Source organism: Actinomadura syzygii, from assembly GCF_008085905.1.
GTDB classification, from domain to species: domain Bacteria; phylum Actinomycetota; class Actinomycetes; order Streptosporangiales; family Streptosporangiaceae; genus Spirillospora; species Spirillospora syzygii.
The window spans coordinates 39,790-56,609 of sequence record NZ_VSFF01000020.1 but is presented as its reverse complement, the minus strand read 5'-3'; the positions used below and the strand labels follow the sequence as shown (position 1 = coordinate 56,609).

General features: G+C 74.9%; 17 protein-coding genes. 5 read left to right on the top strand and 12 right to left on the bottom strand.

All coding sequences use genetic code 11. From position 1 onward, the window contains the following. The 9 genes from kynU to FXF65_RS41360 all read right to left on the bottom strand — a co-directional run bounded on the left by kynU (position 1) and on the right by FXF65_RS41360 (position 9,032). Positions 1 to 1,260, bottom strand: a complete 1,260-nt coding sequence (kynU, locus tag FXF65_RS41400; protein WP_148355956.1) for a kynureninase — start codon at positions 1,258 to 1,260, stop codon at positions 1 to 3. After that, the gene (locus FXF65_RS41395) at positions 1,257 to 2,306 is read right to left on the bottom strand and encodes an amidohydrolase family protein (protein WP_246199451.1); all 1,050 of its coding nucleotides are present in this window, start codon (positions 2,304 to 2,306) and stop codon (positions 1,257 to 1,259) included. The genes kynU and FXF65_RS41395 overlap by 4 nt, the downstream gene beginning before the upstream one ends. A 4-nt stretch (positions 2,307 to 2,310) precedes the next feature. Beyond that, positions 2,311 to 2,883, bottom strand: a complete 573-nt coding sequence (locus FXF65_RS41390; RefSeq protein WP_148355955.1) for a 3-hydroxyanthranilate 3,4-dioxygenase — start codon at positions 2,881 to 2,883, stop codon at positions 2,311 to 2,313. After that, on the bottom strand, positions 2,880 to 3,335 hold the full coding sequence (locus FXF65_RS41385; RefSeq protein ID WP_246199449.1) for a RidA family protein: 456 nt from the start codon (positions 3,333 to 3,335) through the stop codon (positions 2,880 to 2,882). Before FXF65_RS41385 ends, FXF65_RS41390 begins: the two co-directional genes overlap by 4 nt. Further along, positions 3,332 to 4,075, bottom strand: a complete 744-nt coding sequence (locus FXF65_RS41380) for a 2-keto-4-pentenoate hydratase (RefSeq protein ID WP_148355954.1) — start codon at positions 4,073 to 4,075, stop codon at positions 3,332 to 3,334. Before FXF65_RS41380 ends, FXF65_RS41385 begins: the two co-directional genes overlap by 4 nt. Before the next feature lie 73 nt (positions 4,076 to 4,148). Next, entirely contained in the window at positions 4,149 to 4,937 is a 789-nt protein-coding gene (locus FXF65_RS41375) for a 2-keto-4-pentenoate hydratase (RefSeq protein WP_148355953.1), read from the bottom strand. A gap of 11 nt (positions 4,938 to 4,948) precedes the next feature. Beyond that, positions 4,949 to 6,388 carry a 2-hydroxymuconic semialdehyde dehydrogenase gene (locus FXF65_RS41370; RefSeq protein ID WP_148355952.1) on the bottom strand — a complete coding sequence of 480 codons (1,440 nt, stop codon included), beginning with the start codon at positions 6,386 to 6,388 and terminating at the stop codon, positions 4,949 to 4,951. Between the two features lie 142 nt (positions 6,389 to 6,530). Continuing rightward, positions 6,531 to 7,394, bottom strand: coding sequence for an alpha/beta hydrolase (locus FXF65_RS41365; protein ID WP_187412802.1), 864 nt, complete (start codon positions 7,392 to 7,394; stop codon positions 6,531 to 6,533). A gap of 51 nt (positions 7,395 to 7,445) precedes the next feature. Then, positions 7,446 to 9,032, bottom strand: coding sequence for an ABC-F family ATP-binding cassette domain-containing protein (locus tag FXF65_RS41360; protein WP_148355951.1), 1,587 nt, complete (start codon positions 9,030 to 9,032; stop codon positions 7,446 to 7,448). Positions 9,033 to 9,106: 74 nt separating this feature from the next. Between FXF65_RS41360 and FXF65_RS41355 the strand changes: the two genes are divergently transcribed. Beyond that, a complete protein-coding gene (locus FXF65_RS41355) occupies positions 9,107 to 9,760 on the top strand; it encodes a TetR/AcrR family transcriptional regulator (RefSeq protein WP_148355950.1) in 654 nt (217 codons plus the stop codon). A 32-nt stretch (positions 9,761 to 9,792) separates the two neighbouring features. Here FXF65_RS41355 and FXF65_RS41350 read toward each other — a convergent pair whose 3' ends face one another. Genes FXF65_RS41350 through FXF65_RS41340 form a run of 3 tightly spaced genes read right to left on the bottom strand, consistent with a single transcriptional unit; the run spans position 9,793 to position 12,124 of the window. Beyond that, positions 9,793 to 10,260 carry an NUDIX hydrolase gene (locus FXF65_RS41350; protein ID WP_148355949.1) on the bottom strand — a complete coding sequence of 156 codons (468 nt, stop codon included), beginning with the start codon at positions 10,258 to 10,260 and terminating at the stop codon, positions 9,793 to 9,795. Then, entirely contained in the window at positions 10,257 to 10,895 is a 639-nt protein-coding gene (locus tag FXF65_RS41345; protein WP_148355948.1) for a response regulator transcription factor, read from the bottom strand. The genes FXF65_RS41350 and FXF65_RS41345 overlap by 4 nt, the downstream gene beginning before the upstream one ends. After that, positions 10,883 to 12,124, bottom strand: coding sequence for a sensor histidine kinase (locus FXF65_RS41340; RefSeq protein WP_222869021.1), 1,242 nt, complete (start codon positions 12,122 to 12,124; stop codon positions 10,883 to 10,885). Before FXF65_RS41340 ends, FXF65_RS41345 begins: the two co-directional genes overlap by 13 nt. 172 nt (positions 12,125 to 12,296) lie before the next feature. Here FXF65_RS41340 and FXF65_RS41335 point away from each other — a divergent pair, with 172 nt between their 5' ends. From FXF65_RS41335 to FXF65_RS41325, 4 genes are all read left to right on the top strand, one after another. After that, positions 12,297 to 13,046 (top strand): ABC transporter ATP-binding protein, encoded by a 750-nt coding sequence (locus FXF65_RS41335; RefSeq protein ID WP_148355947.1) that lies wholly within the window; start codon positions 12,297 to 12,299, stop codon positions 13,044 to 13,046. After that, positions 13,043 to 15,478 (top strand): FtsX-like permease family protein, encoded by a 2,436-nt coding sequence (locus tag FXF65_RS41330; RefSeq protein WP_148355946.1) that lies wholly within the window; start codon positions 13,043 to 13,045, stop codon positions 15,476 to 15,478. The genes FXF65_RS41335 and FXF65_RS41330 overlap by 4 nt, the downstream gene beginning before the upstream one ends. 26 nt (positions 15,479 to 15,504) lie before the next feature. Continuing rightward, positions 15,505 to 15,675: a hypothetical protein gene (locus tag FXF65_RS44300; protein ID WP_187412801.1), complete on the top strand. Its 171-nt coding sequence runs from the start codon at positions 15,505 to 15,507 to the stop codon at positions 15,673 to 15,675. Between the two features lie 85 nt (positions 15,676 to 15,760). Continuing rightward, entirely contained in the window at positions 15,761 to 16,633 is an 873-nt protein-coding gene (locus FXF65_RS41325) for a DUF4253 domain-containing protein (RefSeq protein WP_148355945.1), read from the top strand. Positions 16,634 to 16,820 lie beyond the last annotated feature (187 nt).

Genomic DNA, 16,820 nt, shown 5'->3' with positions numbered 1-16,820 from the left:
CTACCGCTTGAGGAGGTCGGCGAGGGCCTCGGCGGCGCGGTGGCAGTCGTGGAACGTGCAGTACAGCGGGACGGGCGCCAGGCGCACGATGTCGGGTTCGCGGGCGTCCGCGATCACGCCGTGCGCCTCCGCGAGCCGCCGCGTCAGTCCGCCCGCGTCCGGGACCCGCAGCGAGAGCTGGGCGCCGCGCGCGGCCGGGTCGGACGGGGTGACGATCTCGACTCCGGCGACGGGCGCGAGGCGGGACGCCAGGTAGCCGGTGAGGCGCTCGCTCTTGGCGCGCAGCGCGTCCATCCCGACCCGGTCGAAGATCTCCAGCGACGCCAGCACCGGGGCGAGCGCCAGGATCGGCGGGTTGGAGAGCTGCCAGGCGTCGGCGGACGCGGGCGGCGCGATGTCCGGGTCCATGCGGAACCGGACGGACGGGTCCGTCCCCCACCAGCCCGAGAGCTTCGGCACGGACGCGTCCCGGACGTGCCGCTCATGGACGAAGCATCCGGCAACCGCGCCCGGCCCGCCGTTCAGGTACTTGTAGGTGCACCAGGCGGCGAAGTCGACGTCCCAGTCGTGCAGGCGCAGCGGCACGTTCCCGGCCGCGTGCGCGAGGTCCCAGCCGACCACGGCCCCGGCGGCGCGGCCCGCCTTGGTGATCGCCGGGATGTCCATGAGCTGGCCGGTCAGGTAGTTGACGCCGCCGAGCAGGACGAGCGCGACCGTGCCGCCCTCGCGTTCGAGGTAGGCGAGGACGTCCTCCGTCCGCAGGACGTCCTCGCCGGGGCGGGGACGCAGCCGGACGACCGTCCCGGCCGGGTCGAGCCCGTGGTGGACGGCCTGGCTCGCGACCGCGTACGAGTCGGACGGGAACGCCGCGTCCTCGATCACGATCCGGGTCCGTGACCCGGCGGGCCGGTAGAAGCTCGCCATCAGCAGGTGCAGGTTCACCGTCAGCGAGTTCATCGCGACGACCTCGTGCGGCAGCGCGCCGACGAGCCGGGCGGCGGGCTCGCGGAGCGGCTCGTGATAGGCCACCCACGGGCGCCGTCCCCGCGTGTGCGCCTCGACGGCGAGCCGCGCCCAGTCGTCCAGCTCCTCGCGGAGCAGGTCGGCGGCGCGGCGCGGCTGGAGGCCGAGGGAGTTCCCGGCGAAGTACGCCGCCTCCGCGTGCGGGCCGCCCGGCGCGGGCGGGACGTGGAACTCGCCGCGCAGCGTCGGCAGCGGGTCGGCCGCGTCGAGCCGCCGCGCCTCCTCTTCGAGACTCACTGCACCGATCCTTCGGTCGTCACGAGGGCGTGGGCCGGGGCGAAGAACGCGTCGGCGTTGCCGCCGAGCAGGAGGGCGCGTTCGGCGTCGTCCAGGCCGGGGCAGGCGCGGATCGTCGCGCCCGGGTCCTGCTCGCCGAGCGGGAACGGGTAGTCGGTGCCGAGCATGACGCGCTCGGGGCCCATGACGTCCACGAGCAGGCGGAGGGCGCGCGGGTCGAACACGGCGGAGTCGACGGAGAACCGGTCCACGTACTCCGACGGCGGGCGCGGCGAGTCCGCGCGGACGAGGTCGCGCCGCCGCCAGGCGTTGTCGGCGCGTCCGAGCAGGAACGCGAAGCTGCCGCCGCCGTGGCAGAAGCACAGCCGCAGCGACTCCGGGATCCGCTCGAACGCGCCGGACAGCATCAGCCCGAGGATGCTGAGCTGCGTCTCGGCGGGCATCCCGCACAGCCACGGCAGCATGTGGCCGCGCATCCGGGACGCGCCGAGCATGTCCCACGGGTGGGCGAGGACGGGCAGCCCGAGCCCCGCGCAGTGCGCGAGGAACGCGACGATCCCGTCGTCGTCGAGGTTGCGCTCGCCGACGTGGTTTCCGATGTGGACGCCGCGGTGCCCGTCCGCCGCCGCCCGCGTCGCGACCTCGCAGGCGAGCGCCGGGTCCTGGAGCGGGACCTGGCAGAGCGGCAGCAGCCGGTCGGGGTCGGCGGCGCAGAACGCGAGGATGCGGTCGTTGACGAGGTCGCACCAGTCGGCGGCGCGGGACGGCTCCGCCGCGTACCCGAACATCAGCGGCGTGGACGACACGGCCTGCGCGTCGACGCCCGCCGCGTCCATGTCGGCGATGCGGCGCGCCGGGTCCCAGAGCGCCTCGCCGACGGGGCGGTACTCGTCGTCGCCGCTCATCATCATCCCGGCGCCGCCGCCGTCGACGCGCAGCCACGGCTCGTCCGCCCCGGCCAGCACGCGCGCCTCGTCCCGGCCGATGGGCGGGAAGACGTGCGCGTGGACGTCGAAGACCCGCCCGCCGGTCACGCCGTCGGTCACGCCGTCAGTCACGGGGCGCCGTCGCCGGGACCATCGCCTGCGGCCACTGCTTCCCCGGGTGGACGGCCCCGCAGTTCGGGCACTTGCGGTCGCCGTCGTAGAAGCCCTGGAACACGGGCGGCAGGTCGTCCACGATCGAGCGGACCTGGAGTTCGGCGCGGTGGACGAGGTGGTGGCACTCGGTGCAGTACCACTCGAACGCCTCGGTCATGCCCTCCGGGCGCGGGACCTCCACGACGAGGCCGATGGAGCCGATCTCGGGACGCTGCGGGGAGTGCCGGACGTGCGGCGGCAGCAGGAACACGTCGCCCTCGTTGATCTGGAGGTCGACGGGCGGGCGGCCGACGTCCTCCATGACGCGGAGGACCATGTTGCCCTTGAGCTGGTAGAAGAACTCCTCCTTCGGGTCGTCGTGGAAGTCGGTCCGCTGGTTCGGGCCGCCGACCACCATGACGATCAGCCCGGCGTCGTCGAACACCTGGACGTTGCCGACCGGCGGCTTCAGCAGGTCGCGGTGCTCGTCGATCCAGGACTCGAAGTTGAACGGCCGTCCGAAGGACAACTGCGGCAGGGTCATGATCCGGCCTCCTTACCAGGGCGGTCAGCGGGGACGTGCGCGACGCACGCGATCTCGATCAGCAGGTGCGGGTGCGGGAGCTGGTGGACGGCGACCGTCGTGCGGGCCGGGCCCGTCTCGTCGAAGTACTCGCCGTAGACCTCGTTGTATCCGCCGAAGTCGTTCATGCTCACCAGGTAGGTCGTCACGTTGACGACGTCGGACAGCCCGCCGCCCGCCGCCTCCAGCAGGTCGCGGACGTTCTCGATGACGGCGCGGGTCTGCGCCCGGATGTCGAGGTCGGTGACGCCCATCGGGTCGGCGGACGCTCCGGCGAACGTGCCGTCCGGGCGGCGGGAGCTGGTGCCGGACACGTACAGGAAGTCTCCGGCGCGCTTGACGTGCGGGAACCGTCCGCGCGGGCGGGCCTTGCCGTCGACGAGGATCGCGTCGCCGGTCACATTGCCGGTCACGTGGTCACCTCCACGGAGCCGAGCCCGGCGCCGGTGACGCGGACGTGCGCGTCCTTCGGCAGCGGGACGGCCGCCGTGGCCGCCCCCGCGAGGACGACCCAACCGGGTTCGAGCGCGATGCCCGCGCCGAGCGCGAGCCGCGCCGCCGCGCGCAGCGACCGCGCCGGGTCCCCGAGGATCGCCGCCGACGACCCCGCCTGCACCACGCGTCCGTCGATCTCCAGGAGCAGCCCGACGTTCGACACGTCGCGCGGCGGGTGCCAGGCGCCGAACCCGAACCGGGCGGCGGACGCGTTGTCCGCGATCACGTCCGGGAGGGTGAACTTGAAGTCGCGGTAGCGGGAGTCGAGAACCTCGAAGCCGACCGCGACCCCGGCGACGGCCGACTCGACCTCGGCGGGCGAGCGGACCTCGCGTCCGATCAGGTAGGCGATCTCCGGCTCGACGCGCGGGTGGATGAGCCGGGACACGTCCACGGACGACTCGGCGACCATCGCGTCGGTGAGGAGGCCCCAGATGACGTCGTCCACGCCCATCTGCGCCATCTTCGCGCGGCTGGTGAAGCCCATCTTCACCCCGGCGAGCCGCTCCCCCGCGCCGCGGCGCCGCTCGATCCCGGCCCGCTGCACCGCATACGCGCCCGGGACGTCGAGCGGTGCGGTGTCGGTGAGCTTCGGGATGGCGGTGAGGTCGCGAGCGGCCTCGTCCAGCCGGGCGGCGAGCCCTTCGACGTCCACCATCAGCCCCTGCCTTTCTGGGGGACGACCCCCAGGCCCCCGAAGAAGAGGCCCGACGATCCTCGCTTCGCTGCGGTCATCGGGCCTCCTTGCCGAAAGCGACGCGGACGTCGCCGAGGCCGTCGACGCGGGCCTCGAAGACGTCGCCTGGCGCGGCCGGGACGACCGGGCCGAGCGCGCCGGTCAGCACCGTGTCGCCCGCGCGCAGCGGGCGCCCGACGCGGACGAGGGTGTCCGCGAGCCACAGCGCCGCGTTCAGCGGGTGGCCGAGGCAGGCCGCGCCGTTGCCGGTGGAGACCTGCTCGCCGCGCCGCTCCATGACCATCCCGCACAGGCGCAGGTCGACGTCCTTGAGGAGCACGGGACGGTTGCCCAGCACGTACATCCCGGACGAGGCGTTGTCGGCGACGGTGTCGGCGAGCGTGATGTCCCAGTCGCGGACGCGGCTGCCGACCACCTCGATGGCGGGCAGCGCGAACGCGGTCGCGCGGATCAGGTCGGCGGCGGTGTGCCGCTCGTGCGTCAGGTCGTGCTCCAGGACGAGCGCGACCTCCGCCTCGGCGCGCGGCTGGAGCACCGCGCCCACGGGGATCTCCGCGCCGTCCGGGACGGCCATGTCGGCGAACAGCATCCCGAAGTCGGGGCTGTCCACGCCGAGCTGCTCCTGCACGGCCCTGGACGTCAGGCCGATCTTGCGTCCGGCGAGGCGGCGGCCCTCGGCCAGCCAGCGCTCGGTCAGCCGGTCCTGGACGGCGTACGCCTCGTCCGCCGTCGCGATCAGGTCGCGGACGGGCGCGCACGGGATGCCGCCGGAGTGGGCGCCGAGGATGCGCTCGGCGGCGGCGTCGATGTTCGTCGTGGTCACGGGGCTCGCTCTCAGATCTGGACGCACACGTTGACGGGCTCGGAGAAGAAGTCCAGGGAGTATTCCCCGCCCTCGCGTCCGATGCCGGACGCCTTCACACCGCCGAACGGGGTGCGCAGGTCGCGGAGGTTCCAGCAGTTCACCCAGACGATCCCGGTCTCGACGCGCGGCGCGACCCGGTGGGCGCGGGACAGGTTCTGCGTCCACACCGTGGCGGCGAGGCCGTAGGGGCTGTCGTTGGCGAGCCGGAGCGCCTCGTCCTCGGTGTCGAACGGCGCGACGTGGCAGACCGGTCCGAAGATCTCCTCGCGGACGGCGCGGGCCGTCTCCGGCAGGCCGGTGAGGACGGTCGGCTCGACGTGGAAGCCGCCGTCGCGGGCGTCGCCGAACTCCGGAACGCCGCCGCCCGCGACGACCGTCGCGCCCTCCTCGCGGGCGAGGGCGTAGTAGGACAGGACCTTGTCGCGGTGCTCGGCGGAGATCATCGGGCCGTAGCCGTCGAGCGCGCGGGCGCGGCCCGCGAGCCGGGCGACGAACTCCTCGAAGACCGGGCGCTCGACGTAGACGCGCTCGGTGCAGAGGCAGATCTGGCCGGAGTGGGTGAAGCAGGAGCGGACCGTCCCGTCCACGGCGGCGTCGAGGTCGGCGTCGGCGAAGACCAGCGCCGGGTTCTTGCCGCCCAGCTCGAACGAGACGGGCGTGACGTGGTCGGCGGCGTTCCGCATGATCGCGGCGCCGGTGGCGGACTCGCCGGTGAACGCGATCGCGTCCACGCCCTGGTGGCCGGTGAGGAACTCGCCCGCCGCGCCCGCGCCGTGCCCGTGGACGACGTTGAACACCCCGTCCGGGAGCCCCGCGTCGGCGATCACGTGGGCGAGCAGCGTCGCGGTGGACGGCGTCTCCTCCGACGGCTTGTGCACGACGGCGTTCCCGCAGGCGAGCGCCGGGGCGATCTTCCAGGTGGACAGCAGCAGCGGCAGGTTCCACGGCGAGACGACCGCGACGACGCCGAGCGGGCGGCGCACCGTGTAGTTGAGCGCCTGGCCCGTCCCGACGCTCCAGCCGGGGACCGGAGTCGTGTACGACCGCTCGGGACGCCCGTAGAGCAGGTCGGCGTAGGCGCGGAAGTTGCCCGCGGCGCGCGGGACGTCGACCGTCTCCGCGAACTCGCGGGGCCTGCCCGTGTCCGCGACCTCGGCGTCGACGAATTCCGCGAAGCGGGCGTCGATCCCGTCCGCGACGCGGCGCAGCGCGGCGGCCCGCTCCGGCTCTCCGCCCGGCGCGCCCCACGTCCCGGTGAGCGCGGCCCGCGCGGCGGTGACGGCGTCGTCGACGACCTCGCGCGTCGCCTCGGGGACGGTGCCGAGCTCCGTCCCGTCGACGGGCGAGACCAGCGGGAACGCCGGTCCGTCCGACCGGAGCACCCCGCCGACGTAGTGCTCAGCCTTCATCCGTCCTCCCGGGGAGCCGTCGTGCGATGACCTGATCCTCCGCCGCGGAAGCTATGCCTGGCAAATACCAATCGGCCGTGGAGATATGACGGGATTGCGATAGTAAGGCGGCGTGCGCGATCGACCTGCTCAACGGCGCGGGTCAGACAGAGCGGACCAGGTCGACGAGGGCGCCGCCGAGCGCGGAGCGCGCGTCGCCGACGTCGAGCACGACGTCGAAGTGGTCGCGGTCCGGGACGATCATCAGGTCGCCCGCGTCCCACCGCGCGTGGAATCTCCTGGACTGGTCGAGGAACCCGGCGCCGTCGTGCTCGGCGGCGGCGAACACGGCCGGGCAGCGGCGGCCCGCGGGCAGCAGGGCGGGGCTCAGCACGGCGGCCCGCGCCTCGTCCAGTCCGACGTGCTCGTTCACGTAGACGCGGGTGATCGGCCGGATGTCGAACAGGCCGGAGATCGGCAGCGCCGCCTTGACGACGTCGCCGGGCAGGCCGAGCGGCTCCTGCCAGCCGCCGACCATCGTCATGCCGGTGAGGTGGCCGCCCGCCGAGCTGCCGCCGACGACGATCCGGGCGGGGTCGAGCCCGTGCTCGCGGCCGTGCCGGTAGACCCAGGCGACCGCCGCCCGCACCTGCCGGACGATCTCCTCCAGCGTCGCCTTGGGCGCGAGCGTGTAGTCGGGTACGACGGTCGCGATGCCCTGCTCGTGGAGCGCCCGCGCCATGAAGGTCGAGTCGGCGCGCGACAGCGCCATCCAGTAGCCGCCGTGCAGGAACATGAACACGGGCCGGGGTTCGTCGCCGCCGGTTCCCCAGACGTCGAGGCGTTCGCCGCTCGCGTCGTCGTAGACGATCCCGGGGGTGCCGGGGAGGCCGTCGACGGCCCGCGCCGACCGGTCGCGGTACTGCTCCATGTGCCGCGCGAACAGCTCCTCGCCCGCCTTGCGCCGCACGTTGTAGGCGACGTCCAGTTCCTCGTCGGTCAGTTCGCTGCCCGGCCACCCGCCCATGTCGAACTCCCTCCGGCCTCGGGCACAGCCTCCCGCCCCGGAGTGGTTTGATCAACCGTCGGCGGTCCAGACGGGCGCGTCCGACTCGCGGACGCCGCCGTCCGCGCCGAAGACGAGGTAGCGGTCGAAGTCGGCGGCGAACCACCGGTCGTGGGTGACGGCGAGGACCGTCCCCGAGTAGGACGCCAGCCCCTCCTGGAGGGCCTCGGCGCTGGCCAGGTCGAGGTTGTCGGTGGGCTCGTCCAGCAGCAGGAGCGTCGCGCCGGACAGTTCGAGCAGCAGGATCTGGAGCCTCGCCTGCTGCCCGCCGGACAGCGTCTCGAACGGCCGGGCGCCCGCCGGGGCCAGCTCGTAGCGGGCGAGCGCGGCCATGGCGTCGTTGCGGGTCAGCGCGTTCTCCGCCATGACGATCTCGGCGGGTGCGCGGCCGTGCAGGTCGGGCCGCGCGTGCGTCTGGACGAAGTGCCCCGGCACGACCCGCGCGCCCAGCCGGAACGCGCCGCCGTGCGGGACGCCCTCACCGGCGAGCAGGCGCAGGAACGTCGACTTCCCTGAGCCGTTCGACCCCAGCACCGCGACGCGCTCCCCGTACCAGACCTCGGTGTCGAACGGGCGTGTCAGGCCCGTCAGCCCCAGGGACTCGCAGATGAGGGCGCGCTTGCCGGTGCGGCCGCCGCGCAGGCGCATCCGGACGTTCTGCTCCTTCGGCGCGCTCTGCGGCGGCCCCGCCTCCTCGAACCGCCGCAACCGCGTCCGCGCCGCCTGGTAGGACGAGGCGACCGCGTCGTTGTTCGTCGCGCGCTGGCGCAGCGTGTGGACGAGCCCTTTCAGGCGGGCGTGCTCGTCGTCCCAGCGGCGGCGCAGCTCGTGGAGGCGCTCGGTCCGGTCGCGGCGGGCCTGCGCGTATCCGGCGAAGCCGCCGCCGTGCACCCAGACGTCACGGGACTCGACGGTGACGATGCGGTCGGCCGCGTCCGCGAGGAGTTGCCGGTCGTGCGACACCAGCAGGACGGTCTTGCCCGTGGCCCGGATCTTCTCCGCGAGCCATTCCTTGGCGGGGACGTCCAGGTAGTTGTCGGGCTCGTCCAGGAGGAGGACCTCGTCCGGGCCGCGTAGGAGCGCCTCCAGGACGAGCCGCTTCTGCTCGCCGCCCGAGAGGGTCGTGACGCCCCGGCGCTTCGCTTCGTCGTAAGGGAGGCCGAGCGCGGCCGTCGTGCAGGCGTCCCAGACGACCTCGCTGTCGTAGCCCCCCGCATCGGTGTAGTCGGTGATGGCCTGCGCGTAGGCGAGCTGCGTCGGCGCGGTGTCGTCGAGCACCTCCTCCGCCTCGCGCAGGGCGTCGGCCGCCTTCCGCACGCGGCCGGGCGCGACCGACAGCAGCAGGTCGTGGACGGTCCTGCCGTCCCGGATGCCGCCGATGAACTGGCGCATGACGCCGAGGCCGCCGGAGCTCGTCACGACGCCGTCCGACGGCCGGACGTCGCCCGCGACCAGTCGCAGGAGGGTCGTCTTGCCCGCGCCGTTCGGACCGACCAGCGCGGCCTTGGCCCCGGCGCCGACGCGGAACGAGACGTCGTCCAGCAGGATCCGGCCGTCCGGCAGCGCGTAGGTCAGGCGGCTCACCTCGATGTGCCCCACACAACTCCCTTGAACACTGTCCAGGAAACCAGATCGTTGATCCGGTACCCGCTCAATGTACTAGCGTGGGGCGCATGACGGACAGCGTGTGGCTGCGGGAGGACCGGCCGCGCCGGGAGGCGCCGCCCCTCACCCGCGAGCGGATCGTCGCCGAGGCGGTGGCGCTGCTCGACGCGGAGGGCGCCGGACGGCTGACGATGCGCCGCCTCGCCGAGCGCCTCGGCACCGGGTCCACCACCCTGTACTGGCACGTCACGACGAAGGACGACGTGCTGGAGCTGGCCTTGGACGCGATCTTCGGGGACGTGCCGGCGCCGTCCCCCGGCCCGGACTGGCGCGCCGACGTGATCGCGCTCGTGACGGGCTGGCGGGACGCCATGCTGCGGCATCCGTGGTCGGCGGCCGTCCTCGGCGGGCGTCCGCTGCTCGGCCCCAACGTGCTCGCGCGCACCGACTTCCTCTACGCCGCGCTGGAGCGGGCGAGGCCGGGCGGGCCGTCCCCGGCCGTGGCCGCGTACGCGGTGGCGAACTACACGATCGGCTCGGCGCTGATGCAGGTCGGAGCCCAGGGCGGCGGGCCGGACGCGCGCCGCGCCACCGACGAGCACCTCGCCCGCGAGCGCGACCGGTACCCGTCCCTCGCCGCCCACGGCCACCTGCCGGACGGCGGCTGGGACGCCGCCTTCGCCGAGGGCCTCGGCTACGTCCTGGACGGCATGACCCGCTAGCGGACCAGGCAGTGCTAGTGGACCAGACTCTGTTAGCGGACCAGGCCGGGCAGGTCGCCCGCGTGGTCGCGCAGGTAGGCGCCGAGCAGCTCCGGGATCAGGTCGATGGACGCCAGCGCCGCCGCCGTGCACGGGACGAGGTCGGGGTCGTAGCGCCCGTTGGCGGGGTCGGCGAACTCGGGGCCATGCCTTCGGGACAGGTCCATCGACGTCAGGCGGCACACGTAGAACGTGTTGAGCCGGTGCACTTCGGGCGACTGCTCGGCGCACGCGAACACCTGCCGGACGGGACCGGCGGTCGCGCCGAGCTCCTCGTCCAGCTCGCGGCGGAGCGCGGCCTCCGGCGAGGCGTCGGTCGGCTCGATCTTGCCGCCGGGGGTCGTCCAGTAGACGGGGCGGCCGGGGCGGGTCCGGCGCAGCAGGACGAGGGCGTCGCCGTCCAGCAGCAGCGCGCGGACGGCCCGCCGCACCCGCGGGGTCACCGGTTCGGGCTGGGTCACGAGTTCAGGTAGGCCAGGACGGCGAGGACCCGGCGGTGCCCGCTGTCGGTCGGCGGCAGCCCGAGCTTGGCGAACACGGCGCCGATGTGCTTGCTGACCGACCGCTCCGTGATGACCAGCGTGGCGGCGATCGTGGCGTTGTCGAACCCCTGCGCCATCAGGCCGAGCACCTCGCGCTCGCGCGGCGTCAGCGCCTGGAGGGGGTCGCGGCGGGTCGTCATGAGCTGCGAGACGACCTCAGGGTCGAGCGCGGTGCCGCCCGCCGCGACGCGGGACAGCGCGTCCAGGAACTCGTCGACCCGGCTCACCCGGTCTTTCAGCAGGTAGCCGACGCCCTCCGCGCCGCCCGCGAGCAGCTCGGCGGCGTAGGTCTCCTCGACGTACTGGGAGAGCACGAGGACGGGTAGGCCCGGCAGCCGCTTGCGGGCCTCGACGGCGGCGCGCAGCCCCTCGTCGCGGAACCCGGGCGGCAGCCGGACGTCGAGGACGGCCGCGTCCGGCCGGTGCTCCAGCAGCGCGGGCAGCACGTCGGGCCCGGCGCCGGCGACCGCGACGACCTCGTGGCCGTCGGAGGTGAGCAGCATGACGAGGCCCTCGCGGAGGAGCACGTTGTCCTCGGCGATCACGATCCGCACGGCAGCCCCACGTCGAGCGTCGTCCCTCCACCGTCGGGGCTGTCGATGCGGGTCGTCCCGTCGAGCGCGGCGACCCGGCGGCGGATGCCGGCGAGGCCGCTGCCCCGGGCGGGATCGGCCCCGCCCTTGCCATCATCCCGCACGCCGACGGTGAGGCGGCCCGGTTCGCGGCGGACCGTGACCCAGCCGTGCCGGGCGCCGCTGTGCCGCGCGATGTTGGTGAGGGCCTCCGCGACGACGAAGTACGCGGCGGCCTCGACGGCGGCGGGCGCGCGCGCCGCCGCGTCGCCGTCGCCGAGGTCCAGGTCGATGGGGATCGGCTGGCCCGCGGCGAGCGCGCGGAGCGCCCCGCCGAGGCCCCGGTCGGACAGGATCGGCGGGTAGATCCCGCGGATCACCGTGCGGAGCTGGGTCAGCGCCTCCTCGACGCCCTCCCTGGCCTCCAGGAACAGGGTGCGGGCCGCGTCCGGGTCGGCGTCGAAGCGGCGGTCGGCGAGGCCGAGCCGCAGCGCGGCGGCGACGAGCTGGGCCTGCGTCCCGTCGTGCAGGTCGCGCTCGATGCGGCGCAGCTCGGCGCCGTGCGCCTCCAGCGCCTCGGCGCGGGTCTCGGTCAGCTCCTCGACCCGCTCGGCGAGGCTGCGGTGGGTGGGGCCGAGCAGCGCCTCGGCCAGCCGCGCCTGCCAGCGGGCGAGCCTCGGCACCAGCCACAGCAGGAGCAGCACGTCGAGGGCGGCCTGCAGGAACGGCATCGTCAGCGCCCGCGACCAGCTGTCCAGCGTGACGAACGCGGACGTCGACCCGTCGGGCGCGGCCCACCACCACAGCGGCAGCGACAGCGAGTACGGGATCTGCGGCCACAGCCCCACCGCGAGCACGGCCGCGACCAAGCCGGTGAAGCCGTGCACGGCCATCCAGGCGATGTCGCGCCAGGTGTCCGGGGAGCGGACGAGCCGTACCGCCTCGCCGAGCCCGTCGCCGCGCGGCGGCCGGTAGGGGGCCGGGATCTCGCGGCCGAGCACCCGCCCGGCCCGGCGGCGCTCGGCGTTCGCGAGCGCCCGCAGCGGCCGCACCACCGCCGGGAGCCACGGCAGCAGGACGACCATCAGCACCAGTCCGGCCAGCAGCGGGGCGAGCCCCGCCATCGCGGGCAGCGCCGTGCGCAGCGCGCCGACCAACTGCCGGGTCGCGCCCGCGCTGCGCCTTACCGCCCTGCCCACACCGCTGTTCATGTCACCTCCCCGCCACCGTATGCGGCGCCGCCGCGCCGCGCACCCGGGTCGGCACCCGTGCCGGTGGTGTAGCCCGCTACACCACCGATTCGGGAGCGCGCGCCCATGTGCCGCACCCCCTCCGAAACCTAGGTTCGACCAGGTGAGAGGCGGCATTCCACGGAGGGAACCCATGACGACCTTGACGGCCGAGACCACCCCGGCGACCGGGACGGCCGCCGCGGCGGTGGCGCTCGAAGCGGTCACCAAGGACTACGGCGATGTGCGGGCGCTGGACGGCGTCACCTGGACGTTCCCGCGCGGCGCGGTCACCGCCGTGATGGGCCCCTCCGGGTCGGGCAAGAGCACGTTCCTGCACTGCGCGTCGGGGCTGGACCGTCCGAGCGGGGGCACGGTCCGGATCGGCGGCGTCGACCTCGGACGGCTCGGCGAGGCGAAGCTGACCCGGCTGCGGCGCGAGCGGATCGGGTTCGTGTTCCAGGCGTTCAACCTCGTCCCGTCCATGGACGTGGCGGCGAACATCACGCTGCCGCTCCACCTCGGCGGCACCGCGCCCGACCCGGCCTGGCTGGACGAGGTCGTCCGCCGGGTCGGGCTCGCGGACCGGCTGCGGCACCGCCCGTCCGAGCTGTCGGGCGGGCAGCAGCAGCGCGCCGCGCTCGCCCGCGCGCTGATCACCCGCCCGGAGGTCGTGTTCGCGGACGAGCCGACCGGCGCGCTCGACCCCCGCACCGCGCGGGACGTCCTGCGCCTGCTGCGCGAGGCCGCCGACCTGACCGGGCAGACGGTCGTGCTGGTCACCCACGACCCGGTGGCCGCCGCGTGGGCCGACTCCGTCGTGTTCCTCAGCCGCGGCCGCATCGTCGACGAGCTGGTCGCCCCGACGGTCTCCGCCGTCATGAGCCGCTGGGAGACGCTGTGAGGATCAGGGGAGCCCTCGCCGGGATCTTCGTCGCGCTGGCGTTCGCGGCGACGCTCGTCGGGGCGTGCGGGGTGCTGCTGGAGTCGGCGCTGCGCGCGCACGCCCCGGTCGAGCGGTATGGCGCGGCGGCCGCGGTCGTGACGGGGCCGGACGAGGTCGAGCAGTGGATGAAGCAGCTCGGGTCGGAGCCGGAGCGGCAGAGCCGCCCGCTGACCGACCGCGCGCCGGTGCCGGTCGCGGCGGCGGCGAAGCTGCGGGCGGTGCCGGGCGTCCGGGACGTGGTCGCGGACGTGTCGTTCCCCGTCCTGCTCGGCTCGGGGCGGGCGGTCACCGGCCATGGCTGGGAGTCGGCCCCGCTCCGCCCGTACCGGCTGGCCACGGGCCACGCGCCGCAGGCGCCGGACGAGGTCGTGCTGAGCAAGTCGTCCGGTGTCCGGCCGGGCGTGACCGTCCAGGTCCAGGTGAACGGGGCGCCGCGGCCGTTCCGGGTGGCTGGCCTCGTCGCGGACGGCCCGGGCGCCGCGTTCTTCTCGACGGCGACGGCCGCGTCCCTTTACGGGCGTCCAGGCCACGCCGACGCGCTCGCCGTGATCGCCGACCAGAAGGTGAAGGACGGCGCGCTCCGCGCGGCGGCGCCCGGCCTGACCGTCGCGACGGGCGCGGCGCGCGGCGACGCCGAGGACCGGGCGGTCGCGGCGGCGCGTCCCGACATCGTGGAGATCGCCGGGTCGCTCGGCGGCATCGCGATCATGACGGCGCTGGTCGTGGTCGGCGGGCTGATCGTGCTGTCGGTGCGGGAGCGGGCGCGCGAGCTGGCGCTGCTCCGCGCGGTCGGCGCGACGCCCTGGCAGGTGCGGGCGCGGATCGTCCGGGAGATCGCGCGGATCGGCGCGCCCGCCGCGCTCGCGGGCGGCGTCCTGTCGCTCGGGCTCGGCGCGGCGATGCACGCCGCGATGGTCCGCAAGGGCGTCCTGCCGGACGGCTTCGGCCTGTCGCTGAGCCCGCTGCCCGCGCTCGCCGGGTTCGCGGTGACGCTGCTCGCCGCCGTCGCGGCCGCGTTCCTCGCCTCGCTCCGGGTGTCGCGGATCCGGCCGGTGCGGGCGCTCGGCGAGACGGCCGCCGAGTCCGCGCGGCTGCCCCGCTGGCGGTTGGTCACCGGCGTCGGGTTCCTCGTCCTCGGGGTGAACGCGCTGGGGTTCTCGGCGACCACGACCGGTCCGGCCGCGAGCGCGTCGGTCGGCGGGCTGGTCATGGCCCTCATCGTCGCGACGGCGCTGCTCGGCCCGCTGGTCGCGCGGGCCGGGAACCGGGTGCTCGGCCGCGCCGCGCGCGCCGTCTCGCCGGTGGCCGGACGGCTCGCGCAGCACTCCGCCGGGGCCGCCGCGCTGCGCGCGGGATCGATCATCACGCCGGTCGCGCTGGCGGTGGCGTTCGCGGGCGTCCAGCTGTTCGCCCAGTCCACGGTCGCGCACGCGACGCGGGTGCAGGCCGAGGCCGGGGACCGCGCCGACCGGATCATCGTCTCGGCGGGCCCGGGGCTCCCCCGGGACGTCGCCGACGCCGCGCGCCGCGTCCCCGGCGTGACCGCCGCGACGCCCGTCAAGCGGACAAGCGTGATCATGTCGGTCAAGGAGCTCGGGGACCGGAACCTCCGCTCGCTGAACGCGCTCGGCGTCGGCCCGGACGCCGCCGCCACCATGGACCCCGACGTCTCGTCCGGTCGCCTCGCCGACCTTCGCGGCGACGCCGCGGTGGCGCTCAGCCGCGACGTGGCGAGCGGCCTGCGCGTCGGGTCGAAGGCGCGGCTGTGGCTCGGCGACGGGACGAGGATCGACGCCCGCGTCGTCGCCGTCTACGACCGGGGGCTCGGCTTCGGCGACGTGCTGCTCCCCCGCGACCTGGTCGCGGCGCACTCGTCCGTCCCGCTGGACGACCACGTCCTCGTCCGCGGGAACGCCGACCTGAGCGCCGTCACCGCCGCCTACGCCGGGACCCGCGTGGTCTCCCCCGGCGACTTCCGGGCGGGCCTGTCGCAGGAGATCAAGCTCCAGGGCTTCATCAGCTACATCGTCGTCGCCGCGATCGCCGGGTTCATCCTCATCGGCGTCGTCACGACGCTGGCGCTGGCGACGGCGGCCAGGCGCCGCGAGTTCGCCCTGCTGCGGCTGGTCGGCGCGACCCGCCGCCAGGTGCTGCGCATGCTCCGCCTGGAGGCGGCGATCGTGCTCGGCACCGGCGTCGCGGCCGGGACGCTCATCGCCGCCGTCACGCTCCTGGTGTTCGCGACGGCCGTCACGGGGCTGCCGCTGCCCTCCGTCCCGCCGCTGACCGGCGCGGCGATCCTCGGCGGCGTGGCCGGTACCGGCGCCGCCGCGATCATGCTCCCGGCGCGGGCCCTGCTGCGCCGCCGCACGTCCCCGAACCTCAGCTGAGAATCCATCGCAGAAAGGCATGAGCCATGAGCAACTCCACCCGCTGGACCGTGATCGGCATCCTCATCGCCGTCAACGCCGTCGCGAACGTGATCCTCGGCAACACGTGGTTCGCGATCGTCGTCAGCTCCGTCACGGGCGTCGGCGTCGTCGCCGTGCTGATCGACTACCTGGCCCGGGGCAGGCGGGAACCCTGAGACCGGCCGCGAGAGCGGGCCCCGCGCCGTTACCATCTCCAGAGCCAAGATCCTGTTGGCCTGCTCTGTACCGGAACGGCGTGAAATGGATGATGTGGAGGTCCGGCCCCTGCCGGGCGACCTGGCGCGGCTGTTCGACCCGCGGCCCGCGGGCCCGGGCGACGCCCCCGGCGACGGCCCGCGCGGCGGGTCCGCCGAGCGGACGCTGGCCGCGCCGCTGCCCGAGGGGGACCTGGTCTGGCCGGACCCCGGCTACCCGCAGCGGCGGCTGCTGATGCGCCCCGCGTTCTGGCTGAGCGAGGAGCCCGTCCACGGCGAGCTGTGGTGCAGGCTCCGCGCCGAGCACGCCGGGTCGGGCCTCTGGCCGCTGCTGATGGACGAGACCGACCAGCCCTGGGCGTCCGGCCAGATCGCGCCCGAGCCGCTGGACGAGATCGAGAACTACCTCCCGCACGCGTTCATGTCCGAGGTGTGGGCCGACTGGGCGGAGCAGGCGTCCGCGGAGGACCTCGACGACCTCGCCCCCTACGGGCGGCACTGCCCGGGGCTCGCCCCGGCGGGCGTCCCGCTGGACGACCCCGACGCCATGGCCGACCGGTACGCCCGCGCCCTCGCCGGGCGCGGGCTGTCGCTCGGCCTCGCCGCCGTCGAGCGGGGCGCGGACGCGATCGCCGCCGTCGGCTGGCAGGGCGCCCTCAACCACAACGAGTGGACGGCGCCGCTCGCCGCCGTCCTGCGCGGCTGGGAGGACAGGTTCGGCGCCCGGGTCGTCGCGCTCGGCTTCAACACGCTGGAGCTGAGCGTCGCGGCGCCGCCGGTCACCGTCCGGCACGCGGTGCACGTCGCGGCCGAGCACTGGACGTTCTGCCCCGACATCCTCTTCCAGGGCCCGGGCACCCTCGCCGGGTACGCCGAGGAGATCCGCGGCAAGACCAACTGGTCGTTCTGGTGGGACTGACCGACCTCCCCAAAAACTGGTCATAAGGCGTAAACGTCCAGGTCATTCGCGGTGGTGCGGGGCTTTTCCACGGTTACGGTGGGTCGGGACGAGCACCGGGTGGCGCGCGTGGCACGGACGCCCCGGAGCGGGCACCCGGCGACCCGCCGCGGGCGCCGCCCCGTCGCGCGACCCCCGGCAGCACGGA

Excerpts from the sequence above, each read along its gene's own strand:
- FXF65_RS41380 (WP_148355954.1), bottom strand. The coding sequence starts at position 4,075 with ATGGTGGACGTCGAAGGGCTCGCCGCCCGGCTGGACGAGGCCGCTCGC.
- FXF65_RS41370 (WP_148355952.1), bottom strand. The coding sequence starts at position 6,388 with ATGAAGGCTGAGCACTACGTCGGCGGGGTGCTCCGGTCGGACGGACCG.
- FXF65_RS41335 (WP_148355947.1), top strand. The coding sequence starts at position 12,297 with ATGACGACCTTGACGGCCGAGACCACCCCGGCGACCGGGACGGCCGCC.
- FXF65_RS41390 (WP_148355955.1), bottom strand. The coding sequence starts at position 2,883 with ATGACCCTGCCGCAGTTGTCCTTCGGACGGCCGTTCAACTTCGAGTCC.
- FXF65_RS41340 (WP_222869021.1), bottom strand. The coding sequence starts at position 12,124 with ATGAACAGCGGTGTGGGCAGGGCGGTAAGGCGCAGCGCGGGCGCGACC.
- FXF65_RS41325 (WP_148355945.1), top strand. The coding sequence starts at position 15,761 with ATGGATGATGTGGAGGTCCGGCCCCTGCCGGGCGACCTGGCGCGGCTG.
- FXF65_RS41365 (WP_187412802.1), bottom strand. The coding sequence starts at position 7,394 with ATGGGCGGGTGGCCGGGCAGCGAACTGACCGACGAGGAACTGGACGTC.
- FXF65_RS44300 (WP_187412801.1), top strand. The coding sequence starts at position 15,505 with ATGAGCAACTCCACCCGCTGGACCGTGATCGGCATCCTCATCGCCGTC.
- FXF65_RS41355 (WP_148355950.1), top strand. The coding sequence starts at position 9,107 with ATGACGGACAGCGTGTGGCTGCGGGAGGACCGGCCGCGCCGGGAGGCG.